Genomic DNA, 20150 nt, shown 5'->3' with positions numbered 1-20150 from the left:
CCGGTGTTAAGCCCGTATGGGCTGTTCGTGGGGTTGTTCCCCGATCCGCGCACCGCTTCCAGCTTCGAAGAGGTGACAGATTTCTTTGGGCACCGAGAACGAGACGGGATCTCCAATCTCGGCGCGGAAGGCTTTGTCGGCTTTGACCGATACCAGCGCACCGCCGACCCGGACCGAGATCATGGTCGCATCGCCCAGCAGTTCCAGCGTGTAGATCGGTGCGGTGATTTCGCCCTGCCCTTCGGCAAGGCCAGCATCTTCAGCGCGGAAGCCCAATGTCATTGGACCGTCCGGTGCGTCGACCGGAATCGCTACATGTTCGGCGCGGAACACACCGCCCGAAACCTCGCCATCCATCAGGTTCATCGCCGGTGAGCCGATAAAGCTGGCCACAAAAGTATTGGCGGGCCGGTCGTAAATATCGGTCGGGCTGCCGACCTGCTGCACCACGCCTTGTTTCATCACAACAACTCGGTCGGCCAACGTCATCGCTTCGATCTGGTCGTGGGTCACGTAGATGGTTGTCACCGCCAGCTCGTGGCTGAGGTTCTTAATCTGAGCTCGGGTCGAAACACGCAGCTTGGCATCCAGGTTCGACAACGGCTCGTCCATCAGGAACACGTTCGGTTCCCGTACGATGGCGCGGGCCAGCGCCACACGTTGCCGCTGACCGCCTGACAATTCGGCGGGTTTGCGGTGCAAGAAATCGTCCAGTTCCACCATCGCGCTGGCCCGACGCACCTTGTCGTCATGGGTCGACGGGTCGATGCCGCGCACTTTCAAAGGAAAGCGGATGTTTTCGTAGACGTTCATGTTGGGATAGAGCGCGTAGCTCTGAAACACCATCGCCACATCGCGGTCCTTGGGCTCCAGATCGTTGACCACCTTGCCATCGACCAGAATTTCACCCTCGGTCACATCCTCAAGACCCGCGATCATGCGCATCGTGGTGGTCTTGCCACAGCCCGAGGGGCCCAGCAGAACCAGAAATTCGCGATCCGCGATGGTCAGGTCGAAATTGTGGACCCCAATGAATGACCCCCAGCGCTTGCCGACGTTGCGCAATTGAATTTCCGCCATGGTGCCCCCTGAAAGGATTCGTTTGCATACGTTTGCAAAACAGTAATTCGCATATATCAAATCAGGCAAGACTTTTTTGCATACGTATGCAAAAATACGCGAAACCACCGAGTCGAATTCGCGGAATAGACCCCGCAAAACACTGATAAAGAACGGAAAGCACCGTGAGTTTTCAAACCGAAAAAAAGCTGATCCTGTCCTTCCATGACGCTCTTAACCGCGCTAATGGGGATGAGTTGGCCACCGTCATGAAGCAATATTGCGCACCGGATCTGGTGTGGCGCGGATTTCACCCGTTCGACGAAATCGCAGGCCCTGACGCGGTGGCGCGCATTTTCTGGCAACCGCTGAAACACAGTCTGACCCATCTACAGCGCCGACAGGATATCTTTTTCGCGGGACGAAATTCTTTGACCGAAGGGGGCGTCTGGGTGGTGTCGATGGGGCACCTCATGGGTCTGTTCGACGCGCCATGGCTGGGCATCCGCCCCACTGGCAAGATGGCCCTTCTGCGGTATTGCGAATTTCACAATGTTGCGGATGGCAAGATTTCCGAAACGGCAATGTATTTCGACATTCCGCACCTGATGGTTCAGGCCGGTCAGAACCCTTTTCCGCCACAGACCGCAGCGCATCTGGTGCAACCCGGACCTATGACACATGACGGCATTCTGACCGAAGATCAGCCCGCCGACGAAGGTCACAAGACGCTGGAGGTCATCAACGCCATGATCTCGGACCTTGGGCAGTGGGACAGCGGCTTGTCCCTGACGGATGAGCTGGCGCAAACCTGGCACGAGGACATGATCTGGTGGGGGCCCGAAGGGATCGGTGCCACCTACACAATCGCGCGTTACGCACAGCAGCATTCCGGCCCGTTTCGCGCGGCCTTCACCGAACGCTCAAAGACCCAACATATCTGCCGCATGGCCGAGGGGCACTATGGCGGCTTTTTCGGCTGGCCCAATTTCACCGCCGTGCCCACGGGCGGTTTCATGGGGATGCCCGCCACCGGAAAGGCGGCTGAGTTTCGGGTGATCGACATCTACCGCCGCGCGGGTAACAAGCTGGCCGAAAACTGGATCTTCATCGATCTTTTGCATTTCTGGAAACAACAGGGCGTCGATATTCTAGCCCGCACAACCGGGATTGAAACACCATGAGAATTGATGCGCATCACCATCTGTGGGACCTGACCGCGGTGCATTATCCGTGGTTGATGGAAAAAGGCGCGGTGCGATTCTTCGGTGACCCCACCCCTATTCAACGGAACTATCTTCTGCCCGAGTTCCGTGCTGATGCTATAAAGTTTTCCGCCTCGGTCCATATTCAGGTGGGCGCAGCTGATCCCTGGGCCGAGGCGCATTGGGTCCAGTCTGTTGCAGATCAAAATCCCGATTGGCCACTGGTCCAGGTTGCCTTTTGTGATCTGACCGCACAGGACGTAACCGCGCAACTGGATCGATTGCAATCCCTGCCCTCTATGCGTGGGGTGCGTCAGATCATCGGTCGCGCACCTGGCGAGGATCAACTGTCCGGCACAAACGACCTGCTGGACAATCCAAGGTTTCTGGACGGGTTGAAACAACTGGGCGACCGCGGACTGTCATTTGACCTGCAATTGCTGCCTGAATTGATGGAGCAGACCGCCGTCGTTCTGGCGCGGGCCCCTGCGACGCGGGTGGCGCTGTGCCATGCAGGGTCACCCCATGACCGGTCGGAACAAGGGTTGCAACGGTGGGCGCAAGCGCTGCATCACCTCTCGGCGCTGCCGCAGGTGACATGCAAACTGTCCGGTCTTGGCATGTTCGATCACAACTGGAGCGCCGACCGCGTGCGGCCCATCGTGGACACATGCCTGACCCAATTCGGGCCCCATCGGTGCATGTTCGGGTCGAATTTCCCGGTCGACAGCCTGTCTTCCACCTATGCGGTTTTGGTTGAAAGGTACGGCGCGCTGGTTCCCGAACAAGACCACGATCTTGTCTTCGGAGGCACAGCGCGCCAGTTCTATCGCATCTAAGCAATCAGGGTCAGAACCGGCTGCATATGGGTTCCAACGACGCCTCAGCTCGGCATCCGAAACTACAATTCAGGCGAATTACCAAACCGAAAGACCCTGGGACGGCGCCGCCTACACGTGATCGGCGACGCCTGATTCATCAATCGCTGATCGCGCCTTCTTCATCGCGGCGCTGGTGCATCTTGGCTTTGACCCGTGCGCCCACGATCAGGGGCAGAACAAAGCCGATGATGGCAATGGTCCACAGCGCGATGGACAACGGGCTGTCGATCAGGGTCCACCAGTTGCCGTTGTCGATGGTCACCGCTCGACGCAGGTTGTTTTCCATCGAGTTGCCCAAAAGCGTGCCCAAGATAACCGGCACCAGCGGTACGTCCAGCTTGCGCAGAACCCACCCCATGACACCGAACCCGATCATCACCAGCAGATCAAAGCTGGAGCCCGAAATGCCATAGATACCCACAAAACTGACCATCGCCACGACGGGCATCAGGATGCGCGACGGCACCATCAGAACCCGCGTGAACAGGCCCACCATCGGGATATTCATCGCCAGCAGCATAAAGTTCGCGATGAACAGCGCCGCGATCAAGCCCCAGACCACATCCGGGTTCTGCGTGAACAGCAGCGGCCCCGGCGTGATATTCAGCGCCAGCAGGACCGCCAACAGCACGGCCGTGGTTCCCGACCCCGGTACGCCCAGCGCCAGCATTGGTACCAGAGCACCCCCGGCAGCGGCGTTGTTCCCGGCCTCGGGTGCCGCCACACCGCGCGGATCACCGGTGCCAAAGGTGTTTTCCTTGTCGACCAGCCGCTTTTCCATCGAATAGGAAATGAACGAGCCCAACGAAGCGCCTGCGCCCGGTAAAACCCCGGCTATGAAGCCCAGGAAAGAGGTGCGCAGCATGGTCGGTGTGCATTTCCTGACCATCGACATCGGCGGGTAAAGCCGACCGATATTCAGCTTGCGCCCCTCGGCATCCGATCCGCCGTGGCGGTGTTCAAGAAAGATGAACACTTCGGACAAGGCGAACAAGCCGACGATGGCGACTAGAAAATCCAACCCGTCATACAGATGCACCTCGCCAAAGGTGAACCGGGGCACGCCGGTTTGTGTGTCGACACCAATGGTTGCCAGCCCAAGTCCCAATGCGGCGGCAAATGCCGATTTCGCCTGATTGGTCGACGACACGCCGCCCAACGTCATAAAGGCCAGCGCGAACAGGGCGAAATATTCCGCCGGTCCAAACAACAGCGCGATCTTCACCAACTGCGGTGCCAGAAAGATCAGGCCCCATGTGGCCAGAAACGCCCCAACAAACGACGCGATGCCGGACAGCGACAGTGCCTCACCTGCGAACCCTTTTTTGGCCATCGGATGCCCGTCCAGACAGGTCATCATCGCGGGCTCATCCCCGGGGATATTCAAAAGAATGGATGAAATCCGTCCCCCATACATTGCACCGTAATAGACGCTGGTCAGCAGGATCAGCGAGGGTGTCGCCCCCAGACCTAGCGTGAACGCCAGCGGGATCAGAATGGCCACACCATTGGACGGGCCCAGACCGGGCAACGCACCCATGATTGTACCCAGAAAACAGCCCAGCAGGGCCAGCATCAGGTTCTGCCATGTCAGCGCGATGGCGAAACCGTCCCCAAGGGATGCTAATGTTTCCATGCCCCTCTCCTCAGAAGCCCAGCGGGCCGCGGGCCAGTGACAGACCCAGAACCAGATGGAAAATTACGTAAATACCTATGGATGTGCCGACGCCAACCAACACGCTTTCCAGCGGCCCGGCCCCCAGACGCCAGGCCAGATAGGCGGCGGCAAAGGCGGTGGCGATGACAAATCCCACAACGGGCAGCAATTCGGCGTAAAGGATCATCATGACCACGGCCGCGCCGATCTCAACCAGACGGCCCAACGCGGGCCATTCGGGTTCGGTATCAGGGCGCAGGGCGATGACGATGCTCGACAGGCCCAGAATGGCAGCAATGATCAGCGGGAAGGCCTTGGGCCCGACGGCGTCAGACAGAAAGCTTTCCTCGATCGCCAGTGCGGAAAAGGCAAATCCGATGGCAAGTAGCAGTCCGACGACCCCGAAGATACGGTCACTCATCGGTGTCTCCTATAGTTCGGGTAAATGATTTGGATCCGGGCACAGCCAGGCGCCCGGATCACAGTGAGTGGTGTTATTTGATGATCCCGATCTCTTTCGAGATGGCCTGGATCTGACCCACGGATTCAGCCACGAAGTTCTGGAAATCTGCGCCTTGCAGGTCCAGCGGTGCCAGACCGTTGGCGGCCATCACCTCTTTCCATTCATCCGAAGCGTAGAGATCACCGATCTTGCCGACCCAGTCGCCATAGGCGTCATCGGTCATGCCACCGGGGGCATAGAAGCCACGCCAGTTGGCGCCGATGGCGTCAATGCCCTGTTCCTTGGCGGTCGGGAAATCGGCGAATTCGCCGGGCAGACGTTCGGGTGCCAGCACCGCGATCACCTTGATGTCGCCCGAGTCTACGAAACCCTTGGCCTCGGAAATATCGCCGGTAAAGGCCTGAACCGACCCGGCCAGCAGCTGGGTCACGGCCTCACCACCGCCGTCAAAGGCGATGTATTTGACCGAGCGCACATCGTCGATGCCATATGCATTGGCTGCGATCAGAACCTTCAGGTGATCCCAACCACCCACGGCCGAGCCACCCGCAACCGACACGGCGGTTGGGTCGGCTTTGATCTGGTCCAGCAATTCAGGCAGCGTGTTGACCGGGCTATCTGCCGCAACGGCAATCACGCCGTAATCCGCGCCGATGGCCGCCAGCCACCGCACCTGATCCATGGTATTGCCGGGGTAAGCCCCCTGCGCCAGACGGGTGGCAGTGGCCGCACTGGCCGCCACGATCAGCTCATTATCCTCGCCGCGCTTGTTCACCACCTCGGCAAAAGCAACGCCGCCGCCGCCACCGGCAAGGTTCACCACTTGCATGGTCTGGTCGATCAGGCCCAGATCCTGCAGCGATTTACCCACCTGACGACAGGTGAAATCCCATCCGCCACCGGGGTTGGCCGGGGCGATACATTCCTGCGCGCTGGCCGCAACGCCGGACAGGGCAAAGACAGCAGCCGCAATCGCGCCACTGGTTCCAAACAGTTTCATTCGTGTCTCCTCCTCTGGTCTTTTTGGACTGCGCGTGCAGCCGAAACCGATCCCCGCAGAACACAAGGCCCGTTCTTGCAGGTTGAATCTGTTTACCGAATAATGCTGTCACGAACCTGTCAGGGTTCAGGCGTTCGCCTTGGGGAGGGGTCATGCGCGTATTGATGATCGAAGATGCCGAAGATCTGGCCGAAGGTGTGATAGCCCATCTCGCCCGGTCCGGTGTGGTATGTGATCTGGCCACAACCGTCGAAGCCGCCGGTGATTTTCGTGCAGTCCAAAGCTATGACGCCATGTTGCTGGATATAAACCTGCCCGATGGGTCCGGGTTAAGTTTCCTAAGCAAGATCCGCGCGGCAGGTGACCGTATCCCTGTGCTGATGCTGACCGCGCTGACCTCGGTCGAAGATCGGATCGCCGCGCTGGACAAGGGGGCCGACGACTATCTGGGCAAGCCCTTCGACCAGCGCGAGCTTGAGGCCCGGTTGCGCGCTCTGGTTCGTCGCGACGCCGACCGAAAATCCGAGCAGATCACGCTGGGCCCGCTGATCTATGCCCCCAAGGACCGCAGCGCCGCGCTGGAGGGCAAACGCCTGAACCTGACCGCGCGCGAGGCCGCTGTGCTGGACGCACTGATCCGGCATGAGGGGCAATTCCTGTCGAAAACCCGGCTGTACGATTCGCTTTACGGGTTCGAGGATGCCGATGTCGGCGAAAACGCGATTGAGCTGTATATCGCCCGCCTGCGCAAAAAGTTCACCGGCAGTACGGTCAGCATCACCACCCGGCGTGGTGTCGGATACCGGATCGGTCTGGATGGCTAAGCTGCACCTGCCCCACAGCCTGACTGCCCGTGTTCTCAGCGCGGTGATGCTGATTTTGATACTGGGCGGCTGCCTTGTCGCTTTGTCGATCTGGGCCAATGGCAGATTGGCGGCGCGGCAGGCTTATGACCGGCTTTTGCTTGGCGCCGCCAGCGACATCGCCGAATCCGTTCGGATTCAGGACGGCATACCCGTCGTAGACCTGCCGGTTTCCGCCTTTCAACTGCTGGCGCAGGCCCCTGAAGATCGGATTTTCTATGCGGTTCAAGTACCAGATGGCCCTTTTATCACCGGGTTGGACCGCGACACGGTGATCGACATACCGCAACAGCCTGGTGCTGCTCCGATCTATTTCGCCGCTGATCTGAACGGAGAACCTGCGCGCTTTGTCCGCTTGGCCCGCCTGTTTGCCGAACGCGAGTTTTCTGGCGAGGTGGAAATACTGGTCGGGCAGACCTTGCGCGCGCGTCAGATGATGACCGTTGGCCTGATGCGCGACGCCTTGCTGCCGATGGCGGTGGCGGGCGTTCTGTTGCTGGCGATGTCATGGATTGTCACCCGATCCGCCCTGCGCCCGCTTGAGGCCTTGTCCGAGGATCTGACCCGTCGCGATCCTCACGATCTGACCCCTATGGCCAGCGACGGCCTGCCGCGCGAACTGCAGGTGATGCTGAACGCGATGAACCGCTTTATGGGACGGCTGGACCGGCAGGTGGACACCATGCGCAACCTGATTGCCGACACGGCGCATCAGCTACGCACGCCGGTGGCGGCGATCCGGGTTCAGGCGGAAATTGCGCAGGATGATCCCGACCCCCCCGCCCGCAAACGGGCATTAGACCGGCTACTGGGCCGCACGCGATCGCTGGGCACTTTGCTGGACCAACTGCTGTCCCGTGCCATGGTGATCCACCGCATCGACAGTGCCCCGCGCCTTCCCGTTGATCTGCGCGAGGTGGCATTGGACGTGCTGGAACAAAGCGATCATGAGCTTGTCGCCCCCGGGGTCGAAGTGCGGCTGGAGATCGGAGAAAATCCCGTTCTGGTAAATGCCGATGCCTTTTCTCTGGCCGAAGCTGCCAAAAACCTGTTGGGCAACGCGCTGCGGCACGGGCAACCCCCGGTCAGCATCGGGGCTGCGCAAGAAAGTGGCCGTGCCGTATTGTGGGTGCGCGATCATGGGCCTGGCCCGGCCACCCCTGTCGCCGAACAAATCGGTGATCGGTTCAATCGCACCACCGGCTCGGGCGAGGACAGCAGCGGGCTAGGACTGTCCATCGTGAAATCGACAGCCGAGGCGTTTGACGGCAAGGTTGAAATGACCCGCGACAACATTGGCTTTCGCGCCGCACTCAGCTTTCCTGCCACGACCTCAAGGGGGGTGGAATGATCCGCGCTTTGATGACCTGCCTTCTGTTTGCCCTGCCCGGCCTTGCATGCGCGCAGGAGGCCACAGCCAGCTTCGGTGACGGAGCCGACCCGATGCTGATCCGTTCGACCACTGATATCGCCATCATCGCCCCGGTTCTTGAGCGGTTTGCCGACCAGAACCCCGACCTGCGGATCACGTATGAGCAATGGGGGTCAAACGCGCTGTTCCAGCACAGCCGGACGGTTTGCAAGAATGGTGAGAACCCGGCTGATGTGGTCTTTTCCTCGGCCATTCAGCAAATGGTCTGGCTGGTCAACGCCGCCTGCGGGCATCGTTACAGATCACCCCGAACCGAAGCCCTGCCCGCGGCCCGGCGTTGGAGGGATGAGCTGTGGGGGATCACCACGGAACCCGCGGTTATTGCTTATAACAAATCTCTGCTGTCAGATCAGGATGTTCCGCGCAACCGGTTTGCCCTGTTGGACGCCATGCGCACCCAGCCCGACCTGTTACGCGGGCGGGTGGCCACCTATGATATCGCCGCATCCGGGCTGGGGTACCTGTTTGCTTATGGCGACAGTCTTGAGGCTACGACATTCGGGTCCCTGATCGAGGGGTTTGCCCGCATCGACGCCGTGGCCACCTGTTGTTCCGCCGAAATCATCCGCGATGTTGCCGAGGGGCGGTTCTTGATCGCCTATAACGTTCTGGGCTCTTACGTAGCCAATGCCGATGCCCCCGGTGTGGGGGTGATTCTGCCCGAGGATTACACGCTGGTCCTATCGCGCGCCTTCATGATCCCGGCACAGGCGGAAAACAAGGATGCCGCCACCGGGTTTCTGGATTTCCTGCTGTCGCCTGAGGCACAAACCCTGCTGGCGGCCTCGGGCCTTGTCGCCCCGATGGACGCGGCTGAGACTGGCCTGAACCCTAGCGCCCGCCGATTTATCGCCCTGTCCCCAGCGCTGCTGGTGGCGCGCGATCAGAACCGTCGGGCCGAGCTGTTTAAACTCTGGAACGACGCATTCAACGTAGAAACTGCGCGTTAAGGCGTCAGGCCTGTTTTTCCACCACGGGTTCGACATCGGGCCGCACCGGTTCAACGTCAGGGCGGACAGGTTCGGCCTCCATCTCGATGATCTCGGGGGCCTCGGCCTCTTCGACCACGTCCTCTTCCGGCTCGGCTTCGGGCTCGGGTTCCGGCTCGACTTTGTCCTCCAGCGCGCCGACGATCAGCGGCAGCATATGCACACCAGTGGCCGTGGCGATCTCGGGCGTTTGCGGGGTCTGCCAGCTGAGGGTGTCAAAGCTGCCGCAGTTCTGGCACACCGGTCCCCATTCGGGCTGGATGTCGTGGCAATTGTCGCAGACCCATTGCGGCCCGCGCGGCGCGTTCAGCGCCTTGGCCAGCCAGCCTTGTACAACAGCGTCCGAGGACCCTTCGCCGCGTTCTATCGCGGCCATCAAGGTATAGGCCCGCGCATCGGCCTGTTTTTCCACCACATCGCCCAGCGCGCGGCGGGCTTCAGGGAAGTCCTCGGCGACGATGTTCAACTCAGCCAGGATCAGGCGGGTCTCCAGATTCTCGGGGTGGATACGGGTCAGGGCGACAAAGCGGGTAATCCGCGCCGCCGGGGTTTCATCCGGTGCAATCTCGGCAAAAGCATGGGCCAGATCGGGATGCGGCTGCACCTCCCAAGCCTTTTTCAGGATCTTGGTCGCAGCACGCGGCTTGCCCTTTTCAATATAGGCACGCGCGGCCATCGCGGCGGCAGGCACCAGATCGGGCGACAGGCGGTTGGCCTCGATGGCATGTTCCTGTTGTTCGACCGTGGCGCTGTCATCCAGAATGTCCTTGGCTTCGGACAGGGCCAGCACCGCATCGCGGCGCTTGAACACGTCGCGTGGTAGTTGGCCCGCCTTCAACTTGGCGGTCAGGGTTGATCGCGCACCGGCCCAGTCCTGCGATTTGGTCTGTAGACCCAACAGAATATCTTGGGTTTCAGCGTGGCGCGGTTTGATCGCCAACGCCTTTTCAGCCAGCTTGCGGGCGGTGTCATCATCACCCTCGGCCAGTTTCTGCTTCATGATGCCGCGCACACCGACAAAGCGGGTGGCGTTATTGGTGACTAGTTTCTTGTAGGTCTCTGACGCCTTTTTCGTATCGCCATTCATCTCGGCAGCCTGTGCCACCAGTAGATTGGTCAGTTCCGGCTTGTTCAGCAGTTTCTCGGCCTTGGCGGCCTTGTTCATCGCCACGCGCCCCTCACCTGAGGCCAACGCCATCAACCCATCCGCCAGCGCCTGATAACCGCGCTTTTCGCGGCTGCGGTCGAAATAGCGCGACAGGGCAGTTTCGTCGCCGTTGAGGAAATGCAGTGTCGCGATCAGCAGGGTCAGCAGCTTGAAGATCACCCAGATGGCCACCACAAGCACGCCCAGCGCGATCACCGATTGCAGCGGCCCCAACGTGAATTCGGTGCCCGCAACGGTGATCTGCACGCCACCACTGGTTTCCATCAGGAACATGGCGCCCATGGCCAGCAGGCCGATAATCGCTACAAAAACAAGGATCTTTAACAATGACCACAGCATGGCAGGTCCTTCAGTTCGAGTTTACGCTGGATTGCAGCGCATTTGCGGCGTCCACGGCAGCCACACGTGTTTGGGCCGCCTGTTCCCAATCGGCCAATGCGGCCTGGGCCGTGTCAGGCAGAGATTTAAGCTCGCTCAGCGCGGTGGCGATATCTCCTTGGGACAGGGCTGCCTGTGCCCGTGACAGGACCGCGTCCGGGCCGTCACCCTCTTGCGGCGTCACCGATCGCGCGCCGGTCTGCCGTTGCAGAAAGGCGACCAGCCCGGTTGTCTTGTCGGCATCACGTGCATCGGCCAGCGCAGTACGGGCTGCGGGCACAAAGGACTCGCGCAAGGCAGCAAGAGTTGCAACGCCTTCCGTGGACGGTGTTGACAGGGCCTCTGGCACGTTCACGCCACCTGCCGTCAATTGGTCTACCAGGTCGTTATAAGGCTGGCCCGCCTCCAACTGCCCATGCACCTGAGACAGAACCGCAGCATTGGTCGCAGCCTGCGCCTTAACCGCAGCCTGAGCTTCAAGCGCTTGTGCATCCGAGACCATTTTCTCGACCTCAGCCCGCTGCGCGGTCAACGAGTCCTGCAGTTTCTTCAGTTCGGCCTCAAAGGCGGCCGAGACCTCGGGCGAGGCACCTTGCGTCAGGGCGCCGCTTTCCAGATCGTTCAGACGGCTGGCCAAGGGGTCAACCTTGCCAGCCAGCCCATCCAGGCTGGTTTTCAACGCCGCCAGATCCGAACTGAGCGGCGTGACCTGATCAGTCAGGGCCGCAATCTTGCTGTCTACGTCCGAACTGTCGGACTGGGATACGGATAGGGATTTCGTCAGCGCTTCAATCTGGCTGGCCTGGTCGCTCAACTTCGATTCAAGGGCTGTCAGCGCGTCAGACTGGCCCGAATTGAACATGCCCGCGCTGCCAGCGGCAAAGCCAATCGCCGCGGCGATTGCACCTCCGATCAGGGCCGGGACAAAGCCGCCTCGCTTTTCTTCTTTGTGCGCCGCAGGCTCAGCGTGGGTCGGTTCCACGGCCATTTCGGCTTCGGCTTCGGCTTCGGCTTCGGCTTCGGCTTCGGCTTCGGCTTCGGCTTCGGCTTCGGCTTCGGCTTCGGCTTCGGCTTCGGCTTCGGCTTCGGCTTCGGCTTCGGCTTCGGCTTCGGCTTCGGCTTCGGCTTCGGCTTCGGCTTCGGCTTCGGAAAAGCCCTCTTCTACCGGCTCGGCCGCGTCAACAGTAGCTTGTTCCTCAGCAATTGTGGATTCGACCGCTTCGTCCGACTTGGGGTCTTCCACTGGCTTTTGATCGGTTTTCTTCTTACGAGCCACCGCAACATTCCCCTTATCGAATCCAAAATCATATGAATAACAGGCCACTCTAAGTTAATCGGTGGTATCGCTACCCTCAACCCGCATCGCATGTTTCACAAGTTTTTTAACCGCTTTTCGCATTTTCTTGGGGGTTGGCGCTTTGGCGACCCTTAGATGCGCATAGTCCAAAAAATAAAGGGGTTCCGCAGTCGCTTCGCTGATTGCGGCCAGCCACAGGGGCGCTGAACCAGCCCAGATATCGGCAAATTGTCGCGCCGTACGGGGCGAAAATAACGGTGCGATGACCGGCTCTTTGCCATCGGTGGCGGCTGCGGCCTCGGGTGTCAGCGGTAACAGGCGCTGCTGATAGACGGCCTGTTCGCGCACGGTCAGCCCCGACTCGGTCAGGCGGGTGGCGACATTGCCCCGGCTGTGTTCTCCACGCAAATGCAAAAGCGGGCTGTCGGGCCGATGTTTCAGCAAATAGGCCACCAGTTCTTCGGCCGCTGCGCCAACCATCTGCGCGTTCCAACCAGCACTTTGGGCCGTGCTGGTGGTGGCAGGGCCGACGCAAAAGGCGGGCATGTTCCGAGACAAGCCCAAGGATACGGCAGCATTCACCCCATTGGCCGAGGTGAAAATCAGTCCCCGCACACCACTGGTGTCGACATTGATCGGCAAGGGGTTGATTTCGAGTAGCGGGGAATAGATGACCTTGACCCGGGATCGGGTGCGGGCCGGCAGCTTCGCGACAAACCGTTCTGAGGCGGCGCGCGGGCGGGTCATCAACAAATACAACGGTCGGTGCCTTCCGCCTTGGGATTGTTTGCATCCGCGCAGGGTGATACCCCGCTTGGCAGTCATGGTGTAACGGATCAGGCCAATGGTGCAAACACTTACCATCCTCGGGTTGGAAAGCAGCTGTGATGACACGGCCGCCGCCGTCGTGCGCCAAACCGATGGTGCAGAGGCCGAGGTTCTGTCTTCTATCGTGCATGGCCAGACCGAGTTGCACAGCGCATTTGGCGGCGTAGTGCCCGAAATTGCCGCCCGCGCGCATGCCGAAAAACTGGATGTCTGCGTGGTGCAGGCGTTACAGTCCGCAGGGCTGACCCTGGCCGATATGGACGCCATCGCGGTCACCGCCGGGCCGGGTCTGATCGGCGGCGTCATGTCGGGCGTCATGTGTGCCAAGGGGCTGAGTGCAGCATCTGGCCTGCCTTTGGTCGGGGTGAACCATCTGGCCGGGCATGCCCTGACACCTCGTCTGACGGATGGGATCGCTTTTCCTTATCTGATGCTGCTGGTCTCGGGGGGACACTGTCAGTACCTGATTGCCCACGGACCGGAAAAATTCACCCGTCTGGGCGGCACCATCGACGATGCCCCCGGCGAAGCGTTCGACAAAACCGCCCGACTGCTGGGCTTGCCGCAACCCGGCGGCCCCTCGGTCGAGGTCGAAGCCCGGTCGGGCGATCCCAAGCGATTCCGCTTTCCACGCCCACTGTTGGACCGGCCAGGATGTGATCTATCGTTCTCGGGGCTCAAGACCGCGCTGATGCGGATGCGAGACCAGATCGTTGCCGAAAAGGGTGGGTTGACCCGACAGGACCGCGCAGATCTGTGCGCTGGGTTTCAGCAGGCCATTGTCGACACATTGGCCGAAAAAACCCGCCGGGCGATGGATCTGTATTTGGAGGAAAACCCTGCAGAGCCGGTGATCGCGGTTGCAGGTGGCGTAGCAGCAAATTCGACCATTCGTGCAGCATTAGAGACTGTTTGCATAGAAAAAGGTGCGCGATTCACGGCCCCGCCGCTGAACCTATGCACCGATAACGCCGCCATGATTGCCTATGCCGGGATGGAGCGGTTTCGTACCGGTGCCCGGGATGGATTGGACCTGACCGCCCGGCCCCGCTGGCCGTTGGATCAGACCAGTCCCGCCATGCTGGGCAGCGGCAAGAAAGGAGCCAAGGCATGAGCGTCGCTGTCCTTGGATCTGGGGCATTTGGCACCGCTTTGGCGATTTCGCTGGCCGGGAACGGATCGGTGACGCTGTGGTCGCGCAACACCGGGCAAGCCAACCAAATGCAAGACAGCCGCGAAAACGCTGCGCGCCTACCAAACGTCGCCCTGCCAGACGAAGTATTGGTGACAGCCGATATACAGGACGCCGTGACCTCTGATGTCTTGCTGCTGGCGGTTCCCATGCAGAAACTGCGCGCGGCTCTGACGGAACATGCCCCGGTTCTGGCCGGAAAGACACTGGTTGCCTGCTGCAAGGGGATCGAACTGTCGTCGGGCCTTGGTCCAATCTCGGTGATCCGCCAGACCATCCCGGATGCGCACCCGGCCCTGCTGACCGGACCCAGCTTTGCCGACGACATCGCGCGCGGGCTGCCCACGGCACTGACGCTGGCCTGCACGGATGGTGATCTGAGCGAAACGCTGCAGACCGAACTGACCACTGCGAACCTGCGCCTTTATCGCACCACCGACGTGATCGGCGCGGAACTGGGCGGGGCATTGAAAAACGTCATGGCCATCGGCTGCGGCGCTGCCATTGGGGCCAGGCTGGGCGACAGTGCCCGCGCTGCCCTGATGACCCGTGGCTTTGCCGAGATGCAGCGGGTCGCTTTGATGCGCGGTGCGCGTCCCGATACCTTGATGGGCCTGTCTGGATTGGGCGATCTGGTGCTGACCTGCTCATCCGAATTGTCCCGAAATTATCGTTTTGGCCTGTGTTTGGGTCAAAATCGCCCTTTCGACAGCCAAACAACGGTCGAAGGCGTCGCAACCGCGCGCGCCATGGCGGACATTGCCACGGCTGAGGGGCTGGACATGCCCATCAGCGCCACGGTGGCCGACCTGAGCCACGGCACCTATAGTGTGCCCCAAGCCATTCAAACCCTGCTTAACCGACCCCTCAAGGAGGAATAATATGCTCATTGCCCTGATCGCCAAGGACAAGGACGGCGCCCTGCAAACCCGGCTGGACAATCGCGCCAACCACCTGGCCTATATCGAGGAAACTGGCGTTGTTGCACAGGCAGGCCCCCTGCTGGACGGCGACGCGATGATCGGCTCGTTGATCATTCTTGAGGTCGAAGACATGGCTGCTGCGCAAACATGGGCAGACAACGATCCCTATGCCAAAGCAGGGCTGTTTCAATCCGTTGATCTGATCGTATGGAAGAAGGTCGTCGGCTGATGGCATATTGGCTGTTCAAATCCGAACCCTCAACCTGGAGCTGGGACCAGCAGGTTGCCAAAGGGGATGCGGGCGAAGAGTGGGACGGCGTGCGCAATTATCAGGCGCGCAATTTCATGCGTCAGATGGCAATCGGTGACCGCGGGTTTTTCTACCACTCGCAAAAGGACAAGGCGATTGTCGGCATTGTCGAGGTCTGCGCCGAGGCCCACCCCGACAGCACTACAGATGATGAACGCTGGGAATGTGTGGATATCAAGGCTGTACGCCCGTTCACCACAGCTGTCACTTTAGAGCAGATCAAGGCAGATGAACGTCTGGACGAGATGGTGCTGGTGAAAAACTCGCGCCTGTCCGTTCAACCTGTGACTGATGAGGAATGGGCAACCATCTGTGCGCTGGGGGCCACCCAACCGGGTTGACGGAATCCACGTCTAAGGGTGCAAACCTTCTCAAACCACCAATAAAATGGTATATTTTTCGGGCTGCACCATGTGGGGGCAATGGCGGCCGCAGATTCAGTAGTCGTCTGTCTTTTGGTGTTGCTCGATCTTTGGTTGATCAATTCGAAAGCAAGAACCCATGTCTGACGTTGAAGGCAGCGGTGGGAAGAACGAAGACATTGCTGCTGAGCTGAGTTCAAAATGCTGGGAAGCGCGCCTTGAGATTGCGCGAAAGCAGCGCGCCGCTGCGCTGGCCGATGTGCAGCAATCAAGTCACCTGGAAATGTCACCGGAAATCGATATTGAAGCGCCGCAGGAAGACAGCCCCGCAGAACCCGGTGAATTCAAACTTGAGCAGGTTGTGTTCAAAAGTTCTCAGTCGAAACACCCAATGCAACCGCCCCGAAAACAGCGCGTCAATCGCATGTATCCGATCGTTTTTGGTGCAATGTTCTGTGGCGCTGCCCTGCATTGGGCCGCAACAAGTGTTTTGGCAGGATGGCGAAACCCCGACGCGGTGGTTCAAACCAGCTTATCTATTGATACAACATCAGAAATCGACGCAAACGCAAATCCGGTGGCGGGTGATCCAAATGACGGTGATACGACCCTGTCCAGCTTGGAATCAGACGCGGCAGAACCGATTTCGCGGTTTGCCAAAGTGACGCACAAGACGTCCACTGCAAATACGGGGCCAGGGTCAGAAAGGAGCAGTTCAGTTGTTCCAATGAACTATGAGCCAGCCTGGGGTGAGACGCTATTGCCACCGGTGATACAAGGCTCTTACGAACCGGTGGCTCCGCTAACAACCGTACCTGACCACGTGATCGCCCGAGCCACCGCACCGAGATCGGTTCTCGTGATCCCCGAAAAACATGACAGCCTGCCTAGTCATGACCAGCCGGCTGAAACAGGGGTATCTCTTTTTGTACCCGTTGGCGTGTCGAACGAAACCAGCATCGCCGTGCTTGAGATTTTGACCTCGGACCAGACTGACGTGATTGCAACGGCGCGGGTAAATTATGCCGTGAAGGCGACTCAGGTCCGATTCTATCACCCCAAGGACGCGCAAATTGCGGAACTGACAGCAAGTTTGCTTGGCGGTATCTCTCGGGACTTTACGAAGTCCGGTCCAAAAACGCGACCGGGTCATATCGAGGTTTATCTGGCCGGTAAGGGGGGTGGAAGAAAACGCCAACCAAATCGAGGGCCAGATTCAGTGGAACAGTTTGTTGCCCGAATTATTGAAGAGTTCCAATAAAAATGCGGGAAGGTTCCGACGATGCAGAACCTTCCCTACCCCCGCGTGCTCCCTACTCACCACACGCGTCTGGAAATCTTTGGCTCTGACCGTACTGGTCACTCTTAGATATTAGTCGAGTTCTGGTGGTCAGCACAAACACCAAGTGCTTAAAATTGAAAACGCCCGCCAGTGGCCTGACGGGCATCAAGGGATCAGCCGTAGACCGACTCTTTGCCGAAATGCTTGGTCAGCATGTAATAGACAACGGCGCGGTATTTGTTACGCTCAGACATGCCATAGGTTTCAAGCGCAGTGTTGATTGCGCCCGTCAACTCTGGCCCGTCTGACAGGCCCAGCTTCTTGATCAGAAAGTTGTTCTTGACCGTCTCGATCTCACCTTCCTGCGTGGCAGCCACGGTCGACGCGTCGGCGTCATAGATCGCCGGACCACATCCGATTGTGACCTTGGTCAGCAGGTCCATGTCAGGGTCCATTCCGCATTTGTTTTTCAGATCATCTGCGTATTTTGCGATCAGCTCGTCGCGTTTTCCCATGTCCCAATCTCCCTAAGTTACAATGAAACGGCACCCTTACCGTCTTCATTAAGGTTAGCCGCGACGGATATTTTTCCGAAAGGAAAAAATTTGGGGATTTCTCCCCCTATTGCCGATTAAGGCGCAAATCGGCCCGGCTGGCCTAGCGGCAAAAACCCCAACCCGAACCCTGCAGGTGGAAATGGTCGGCGTGCAAGCGATTGTAATCTGGCCCCAAAACAACCCGGAACCAGTCACAAGCACCACGTCCAATCCGATGCAAAAAGGCAGCCTCGGGTCCTGGTGTATTCCAATCTGTCAGCAGGGTCAGGGATCGGCCATCCCCCAGTTGCAGGCCAATTATATCAATCGCGTCCGCGGTGGCGTGGCTGCTCCAGCCGCTGTCCTGCCCCTGCGCAGTGCGCATCCGGCGGCAATTGTAGCTGCCCACGTGGCGTAAGGCGCGCACGTCGGTGCCCAGGATCTCGCGCGCGGCGGGCTGCACCACGTGATGTTCCCATAAGGCCAGCCGCAATGTAGTGGTGCAGCTGGTTTCGACCGCTTCGATCCGTGCGGTGGTCAGACCAGACAAAAGGACCCGACCGGCAATGCCACAGTTCCGATCCACCAACAGCTCGTCCATCGGCTCAAAAACCACTCCAGCTGCGGACAGGGCGGCCCGGCACTGTGCCTCGTCTCCCAATGCGTGGCGCAGCTGATACGCGGTGACCGGCGTAACCGGTGCTGTCACGGTCAAGTCCCGAAGCGGGTTCCAATGTGGTGGCACCGGAGTTTGCGGATGCGACAACACCCACCAACCGCCGCCACCCACGACGATCAGCAAGGCAAAGAGGGTAAAAAAGAAAGACGCCGCCAGATACAAAATCCGGCGGCGTCCTGTGCGTTTGGTCATCCCCGTTCCGCAATCAATAGCGGTAATGTTCGGGCTTATAGGGGCCTTCGGGTTTTACGCCGATATAGGCCGCCTGTTCGTTGTCCATCTTGGTCAGTTTCACACCGATACGGTCCAGATGCAGAAGGGCGACTTTCTCATCCAGATGTTTGGGCAGGATGTAGACGTCGTTTTCATACTGATCACCCTTGGTGAACAGCTCGATCTGCGCCAGAACCTGATTGGTGAACGAGGCCGACATCACGAATGAAGGATGCCCGGTGGCGTTACCGAGGTTCAGCAGACGACCTTCGGACAGCAAAATGATGCGGTTGCCCGAGGGCAGCTCGATCATATCCACCTGTTCCTTGATGTTGGTCCATTTGTGGTTCTTCAGGCTTGCCACCTGAATTTCGTTGTCGAAGTGACCGATGTTGCCGACGATGGCCATGTCCTTCATCTCGCGCATATGCTCGATGCGGATCACGTCCTTGTTGCCGGTGGTGGTGATGAAGATATCGGCCGATGCGACTTCGTCTTCCAGCAGAGTGACTTCGAACCCGTCCATCGCCGCCTGCAGGGCGCAGATCGGGTCAACTTCGGTCACTTTCACACGGGCACCCGCGCCGCGCAGCGAGGCGGCCGAGCCTTTGCCCACGTCACCATAACCACAAACGACAGCAACTTTACCGGCCATCATCGTGTCGGTGGCACGACGGATGCCGTCGACCAGCGATTCCTTACAACCGTATTTGTTGTCGAATTTCGACTTGGTGACCGAGTCGTTCACGTTGATCGCGGGGAACGGCAGGTGGCCTTCCTTGACCAGCTGATACAGGCGGTTCACACCCGTCGTCGTCTCTTCGGACACGCCCTGAATCTGGTCACGCATCTTGGTGAACCAACCGGGGCTTGCTGCCATGCGCTTGGCGATCTGCGCTTTGATCACCTCTTCCTCTTCCGAGCCCGGAACCGGGATGATGTCTTCACCGGCTTCAGCACGGGCGCCCAGCAAGATGTAAAGCGTCGCATCGCCGCCATCATCCAGGATCATGTTGGGGCCGTCTTCGAACAGGAAGGATTTGTCCAGGTAGTCCCAGTGCTCTTCCAGCGTCTGGCCTTTGATTGCGAAAACAGGCACACCTGCCTCGGCAATAGCCGCCGCGGCGTGGTCCTGGGTTGAGAAGATGTTGCACGACGCCCAGCGGACATCCGCGCCCAGCGCCACCAGTGTTTCGATCAGAACAGCGGTCTGGATGGTCATGTGCAGCGAACCGACGATCCGCGCACCTTTGAGGGGCTTCGCGTCACCGTATTCCGCGCGCAGGGCCATCAGGCCCGGCATCTCGGTTTCGGCGATGTCCAGCTCTTTGCGGCCAAACCCGGCCAGCGCAATGTCTTTGACGATATAGTCCCCGGCCATCATAAACTCCATTCCGGTAAGCAGGTCCGGAGCTGCCCCTAGCATCCCTTGG

At 59.6% G+C, this 20150-nt stretch carries 20 protein-coding genes; 10 read left to right on the top strand and 10 right to left on the bottom strand.

Annotated features, from left to right (window positions below; translation table 11 throughout):
• Nucleotides 1–6: 6 nt before the first annotated feature.
• Entirely contained in the window at nt 7–1080 is a 1074-nt protein-coding gene (locus ACR3EP_RS14730; RefSeq protein WP_170349505.1) for an ABC transporter ATP-binding protein, read from the bottom strand.
• A gap of 164 nt (nt 1081–1244) precedes the next feature.
• Between ACR3EP_RS14730 and ACR3EP_RS14725 the strand changes: the two genes are divergently transcribed.
• Nucleotides 1245–2243: an ester cyclase gene (locus tag ACR3EP_RS14725; RefSeq protein ID WP_480638512.1), complete on the top strand. Its 999-nt coding sequence runs from the start codon at nt 1245–1247 to the stop codon at nt 2241–2243.
• Nucleotides 2240–3103, top strand: coding sequence for an amidohydrolase family protein (locus tag ACR3EP_RS14720; RefSeq protein ID WP_480638511.1), 864 nt, complete (start codon nt 2240–2242; stop codon nt 3101–3103). The genes ACR3EP_RS14725 and ACR3EP_RS14720 overlap by 4 nt, the downstream gene beginning before the upstream one ends.
• Nucleotides 3104–3242: 139 nt before the next feature.
• Here the strand turns inward: ACR3EP_RS14720 and ACR3EP_RS14715 are convergent, their stop codons facing one another.
• From ACR3EP_RS14715 to ACR3EP_RS14705, 3 genes are all read right to left on the bottom strand, one after another.
• Entirely contained in the window at nt 3243–4781 is a 1539-nt protein-coding gene (locus ACR3EP_RS14715; protein ID WP_170349508.1) for a tripartite tricarboxylate transporter permease, read from the bottom strand.
• A gap of 10 nt (nt 4782–4791) precedes the next feature.
• Complete coding sequence (locus ACR3EP_RS14710) at nt 4792–5223, bottom strand: tripartite tricarboxylate transporter TctB family protein (protein WP_480638510.1); 432 nt, start codon at nt 5221–5223, stop codon at nt 4792–4794.
• 73 nt (nt 5224–5296) lie between these two features.
• Nucleotides 5297–6265: a Bug family tripartite tricarboxylate transporter substrate binding protein gene (locus tag ACR3EP_RS14705; protein WP_480638509.1), complete on the bottom strand. Its 969-nt coding sequence runs from the start codon at nt 6263–6265 to the stop codon at nt 5297–5299.
• Between the two features lie 152 nt (nt 6266–6417).
• Here ACR3EP_RS14705 and ACR3EP_RS14700 point away from each other — a divergent pair, with 152 nt between their 5' ends.
• The 3 genes from ACR3EP_RS14700 to ACR3EP_RS14690 are packed head-to-tail and all read left to right on the top strand — an operon-like array spanning nt 6418 to nt 9510.
• Nucleotides 6418–7089: a response regulator transcription factor gene (locus ACR3EP_RS14700; protein WP_480638508.1), complete on the top strand. Its 672-nt coding sequence runs from the start codon at nt 6418–6420 to the stop codon at nt 7087–7089.
• Nucleotides 7082–8479: a sensor histidine kinase N-terminal domain-containing protein gene (locus tag ACR3EP_RS14695; protein ID WP_480638507.1), complete on the top strand. Its 1398-nt coding sequence runs from the start codon at nt 7082–7084 to the stop codon at nt 8477–8479. The genes ACR3EP_RS14700 and ACR3EP_RS14695 overlap by 8 nt, the downstream gene beginning before the upstream one ends.
• On the top strand, nt 8476–9510 hold the full coding sequence (locus ACR3EP_RS14690; RefSeq protein WP_170349513.1) for an ABC transporter substrate-binding protein: 1035 nt from the start codon (nt 8476–8478) through the stop codon (nt 9508–9510). The genes ACR3EP_RS14695 and ACR3EP_RS14690 overlap by 4 nt, the downstream gene beginning before the upstream one ends.
• 4 nt (nt 9511–9514) lie before the next feature.
• Here the strand turns inward: ACR3EP_RS14690 and ACR3EP_RS14685 are convergent, their stop codons facing one another.
• From ACR3EP_RS14685 to ACR3EP_RS14675, 3 genes are read right to left on the bottom strand one after another with little or no spacing between them, the layout of a single operon-like run.
• Nucleotides 9515–11056 (bottom strand): heme biosynthesis HemY N-terminal domain-containing protein, encoded by a 1542-nt coding sequence (locus ACR3EP_RS14685; RefSeq protein WP_480638506.1) that lies wholly within the window; start codon nt 11054–11056, stop codon nt 9515–9517.
• Between the two features lie 10 nt (nt 11057–11066).
• Nucleotides 11067–12371 (bottom strand): COG4223 family protein, encoded by a 1305-nt coding sequence (locus tag ACR3EP_RS14680; protein WP_480638505.1) that lies wholly within the window; start codon nt 12369–12371, stop codon nt 11067–11069.
• 54 nt (nt 12372–12425) lie between these two features.
• Complete coding sequence (locus tag ACR3EP_RS14675) at nt 12426–13139, bottom strand: uroporphyrinogen-III synthase (protein WP_480638504.1); 714 nt, start codon at nt 13137–13139, stop codon at nt 12426–12428.
• A gap of 97 nt (nt 13140–13236) precedes the next feature.
• Here ACR3EP_RS14675 and tsaD point away from each other — a divergent pair, with 97 nt between their 5' ends.
• The 5 genes from tsaD to ACR3EP_RS14650 all read left to right on the top strand — a co-directional run bounded on the left by tsaD (nt 13237) and on the right by ACR3EP_RS14650 (nt 17268).
• Nucleotides 13237–14334, top strand: coding sequence for a tRNA (adenosine(37)-N6)-threonylcarbamoyltransferase complex transferase subunit TsaD (gene tsaD / locus ACR3EP_RS14670; protein WP_480638503.1), 1098 nt, complete (start codon nt 13237–13239; stop codon nt 14332–14334).
• Complete coding sequence (locus tag ACR3EP_RS14665) at nt 14331–15293, top strand: NAD(P)H-dependent glycerol-3-phosphate dehydrogenase (protein WP_480638502.1); 963 nt, start codon at nt 14331–14333, stop codon at nt 15291–15293. Before tsaD ends, ACR3EP_RS14665 begins: the two co-directional genes overlap by 4 nt.
• 1 nt (nt 15294) lies before the next feature.
• Nucleotides 15295–15564: a YciI family protein gene (locus ACR3EP_RS14660; protein ID WP_170349518.1), complete on the top strand. Its 270-nt coding sequence runs from the start codon at nt 15295–15297 to the stop codon at nt 15562–15564.
• Nucleotides 15564–15986 carry an EVE domain-containing protein gene (locus tag ACR3EP_RS14655; RefSeq protein ID WP_480638501.1) on the top strand — a complete coding sequence of 141 codons (423 nt, stop codon included), beginning with the start codon at nt 15564–15566 and terminating at the stop codon, nt 15984–15986. The genes ACR3EP_RS14660 and ACR3EP_RS14655 overlap by 1 nt, the downstream gene beginning before the upstream one ends.
• A 160-nt stretch (nt 15987–16146) precedes the next feature.
• The gene (locus tag ACR3EP_RS14650) at nt 16147–17268 is read left to right on the top strand and encodes a hypothetical protein (protein WP_480638500.1); all 1122 of its coding nucleotides are present in this window, start codon (nt 16147–16149) and stop codon (nt 17266–17268) included.
• Between the two features lie 194 nt (nt 17269–17462).
• Here the strand turns inward: ACR3EP_RS14650 and ACR3EP_RS14645 are convergent, their stop codons facing one another.
• From ACR3EP_RS14645 to ahcY, 3 genes are all read right to left on the bottom strand, one after another.
• Nucleotides 17463–17804, bottom strand: coding sequence for a DUF2853 family protein (locus ACR3EP_RS14645; protein ID WP_170349521.1), 342 nt, complete (start codon nt 17802–17804; stop codon nt 17463–17465).
• A 142-nt stretch (nt 17805–17946) separates the two neighbouring features.
• Nucleotides 17947–18696, bottom strand: coding sequence for an extensin-like domain-containing protein (locus ACR3EP_RS14640; protein ID WP_480638499.1), 750 nt, complete (start codon nt 18694–18696; stop codon nt 17947–17949).
• A 13-nt stretch (nt 18697–18709) separates the two neighbouring features.
• On the bottom strand, nt 18710–20098 hold the full coding sequence (ahcY, locus tag ACR3EP_RS14635; RefSeq protein WP_480638498.1) for an adenosylhomocysteinase: 1389 nt from the start codon (nt 20096–20098) through the stop codon (nt 18710–18712).
• Nucleotides 20099–20150: the final 52 nt, after the last annotated feature.

The organism is Ruegeria sp. BB10 (assembly GCF_056535725.1).
Note: the sequence above shows the minus strand (reverse complement) of the source record. Positions and strands in the feature narration are given on the sequence as shown.

Bases quoted from the DNA above. Each gene is read 5' to 3' on its own strand.
- ACR3EP_RS14730 (WP_170349505.1), bottom strand. From the start codon at position 1,080: ATGGCGGAAATTCAATTGCGCAACGTCGGCAAGCGCTGGGGGTCATTC.
- ACR3EP_RS14720 (WP_480638511.1), top strand. From the start codon at position 2,240: ATGAGAATTGATGCGCATCACCATCTGTGGGACCTGACCGCGGTGCAT.
- ACR3EP_RS14715 (WP_170349508.1), bottom strand. From the start codon at position 4,781: ATGGAAACATTAGCATCCCTTGGGGACGGTTTCGCCATCGCGCTGACA.
- ACR3EP_RS14710 (WP_480638510.1), bottom strand. From the start codon at position 5,223: ATGAGTGACCGTATCTTCGGGGTCGTCGGACTGCTACTTGCCATCGGA.
- ACR3EP_RS14705 (WP_480638509.1), bottom strand. From the start codon at position 6,265: ATGAAACTGTTTGGAACCAGTGGCGCGATTGCGGCTGCTGTCTTTGCC.
- ACR3EP_RS14700 (WP_480638508.1), top strand. From the start codon at position 6,418: ATGCGCGTATTGATGATCGAAGATGCCGAAGATCTGGCCGAAGGTGTG.
- ACR3EP_RS14695 (WP_480638507.1), top strand. From the start codon at position 7,082: ATGGCTAAGCTGCACCTGCCCCACAGCCTGACTGCCCGTGTTCTCAGC.
- ACR3EP_RS14690 (WP_170349513.1), top strand. From the start codon at position 8,476: ATGATCCGCGCTTTGATGACCTGCCTTCTGTTTGCCCTGCCCGGCCTT.
- ACR3EP_RS14685 (WP_480638506.1), bottom strand. From the start codon at position 11,056: ATGCTGTGGTCATTGTTAAAGATCCTTGTTTTTGTAGCGATTATCGGC.
- ACR3EP_RS14675 (WP_480638504.1), bottom strand. From the start codon at position 13,139: ATGACCCGCCCGCGCGCCGCCTCAGAACGGTTTGTCGCGAAGCTGCCG.
- tsaD (WP_480638503.1), top strand. From the start codon at position 13,237: ATGGTGCAAACACTTACCATCCTCGGGTTGGAAAGCAGCTGTGATGAC.
- ACR3EP_RS14665 (WP_480638502.1), top strand. From the start codon at position 14,331: ATGAGCGTCGCTGTCCTTGGATCTGGGGCATTTGGCACCGCTTTGGCG.
- ACR3EP_RS14660 (WP_170349518.1), top strand. From the start codon at position 15,295: ATGCTCATTGCCCTGATCGCCAAGGACAAGGACGGCGCCCTGCAAACC.
- ACR3EP_RS14655 (WP_480638501.1), top strand. From the start codon at position 15,564: ATGGCATATTGGCTGTTCAAATCCGAACCCTCAACCTGGAGCTGGGAC.
- ACR3EP_RS14650 (WP_480638500.1), top strand. From the start codon at position 16,147: ATGTCTGACGTTGAAGGCAGCGGTGGGAAGAACGAAGACATTGCTGCT.
- ACR3EP_RS14645 (WP_170349521.1), bottom strand. From the start codon at position 17,804: ATGGGAAAACGCGACGAGCTGATCGCAAAATACGCAGATGATCTGAAA.
- ACR3EP_RS14640 (WP_480638499.1), bottom strand. From the start codon at position 18,696: ATGACCAAACGCACAGGACGCCGCCGGATTTTGTATCTGGCGGCGTCT.
- ahcY (WP_480638498.1), bottom strand. From the start codon at position 20,098: ATGGCCGGGGACTATATCGTCAAAGACATTGCGCTGGCCGGGTTTGGC.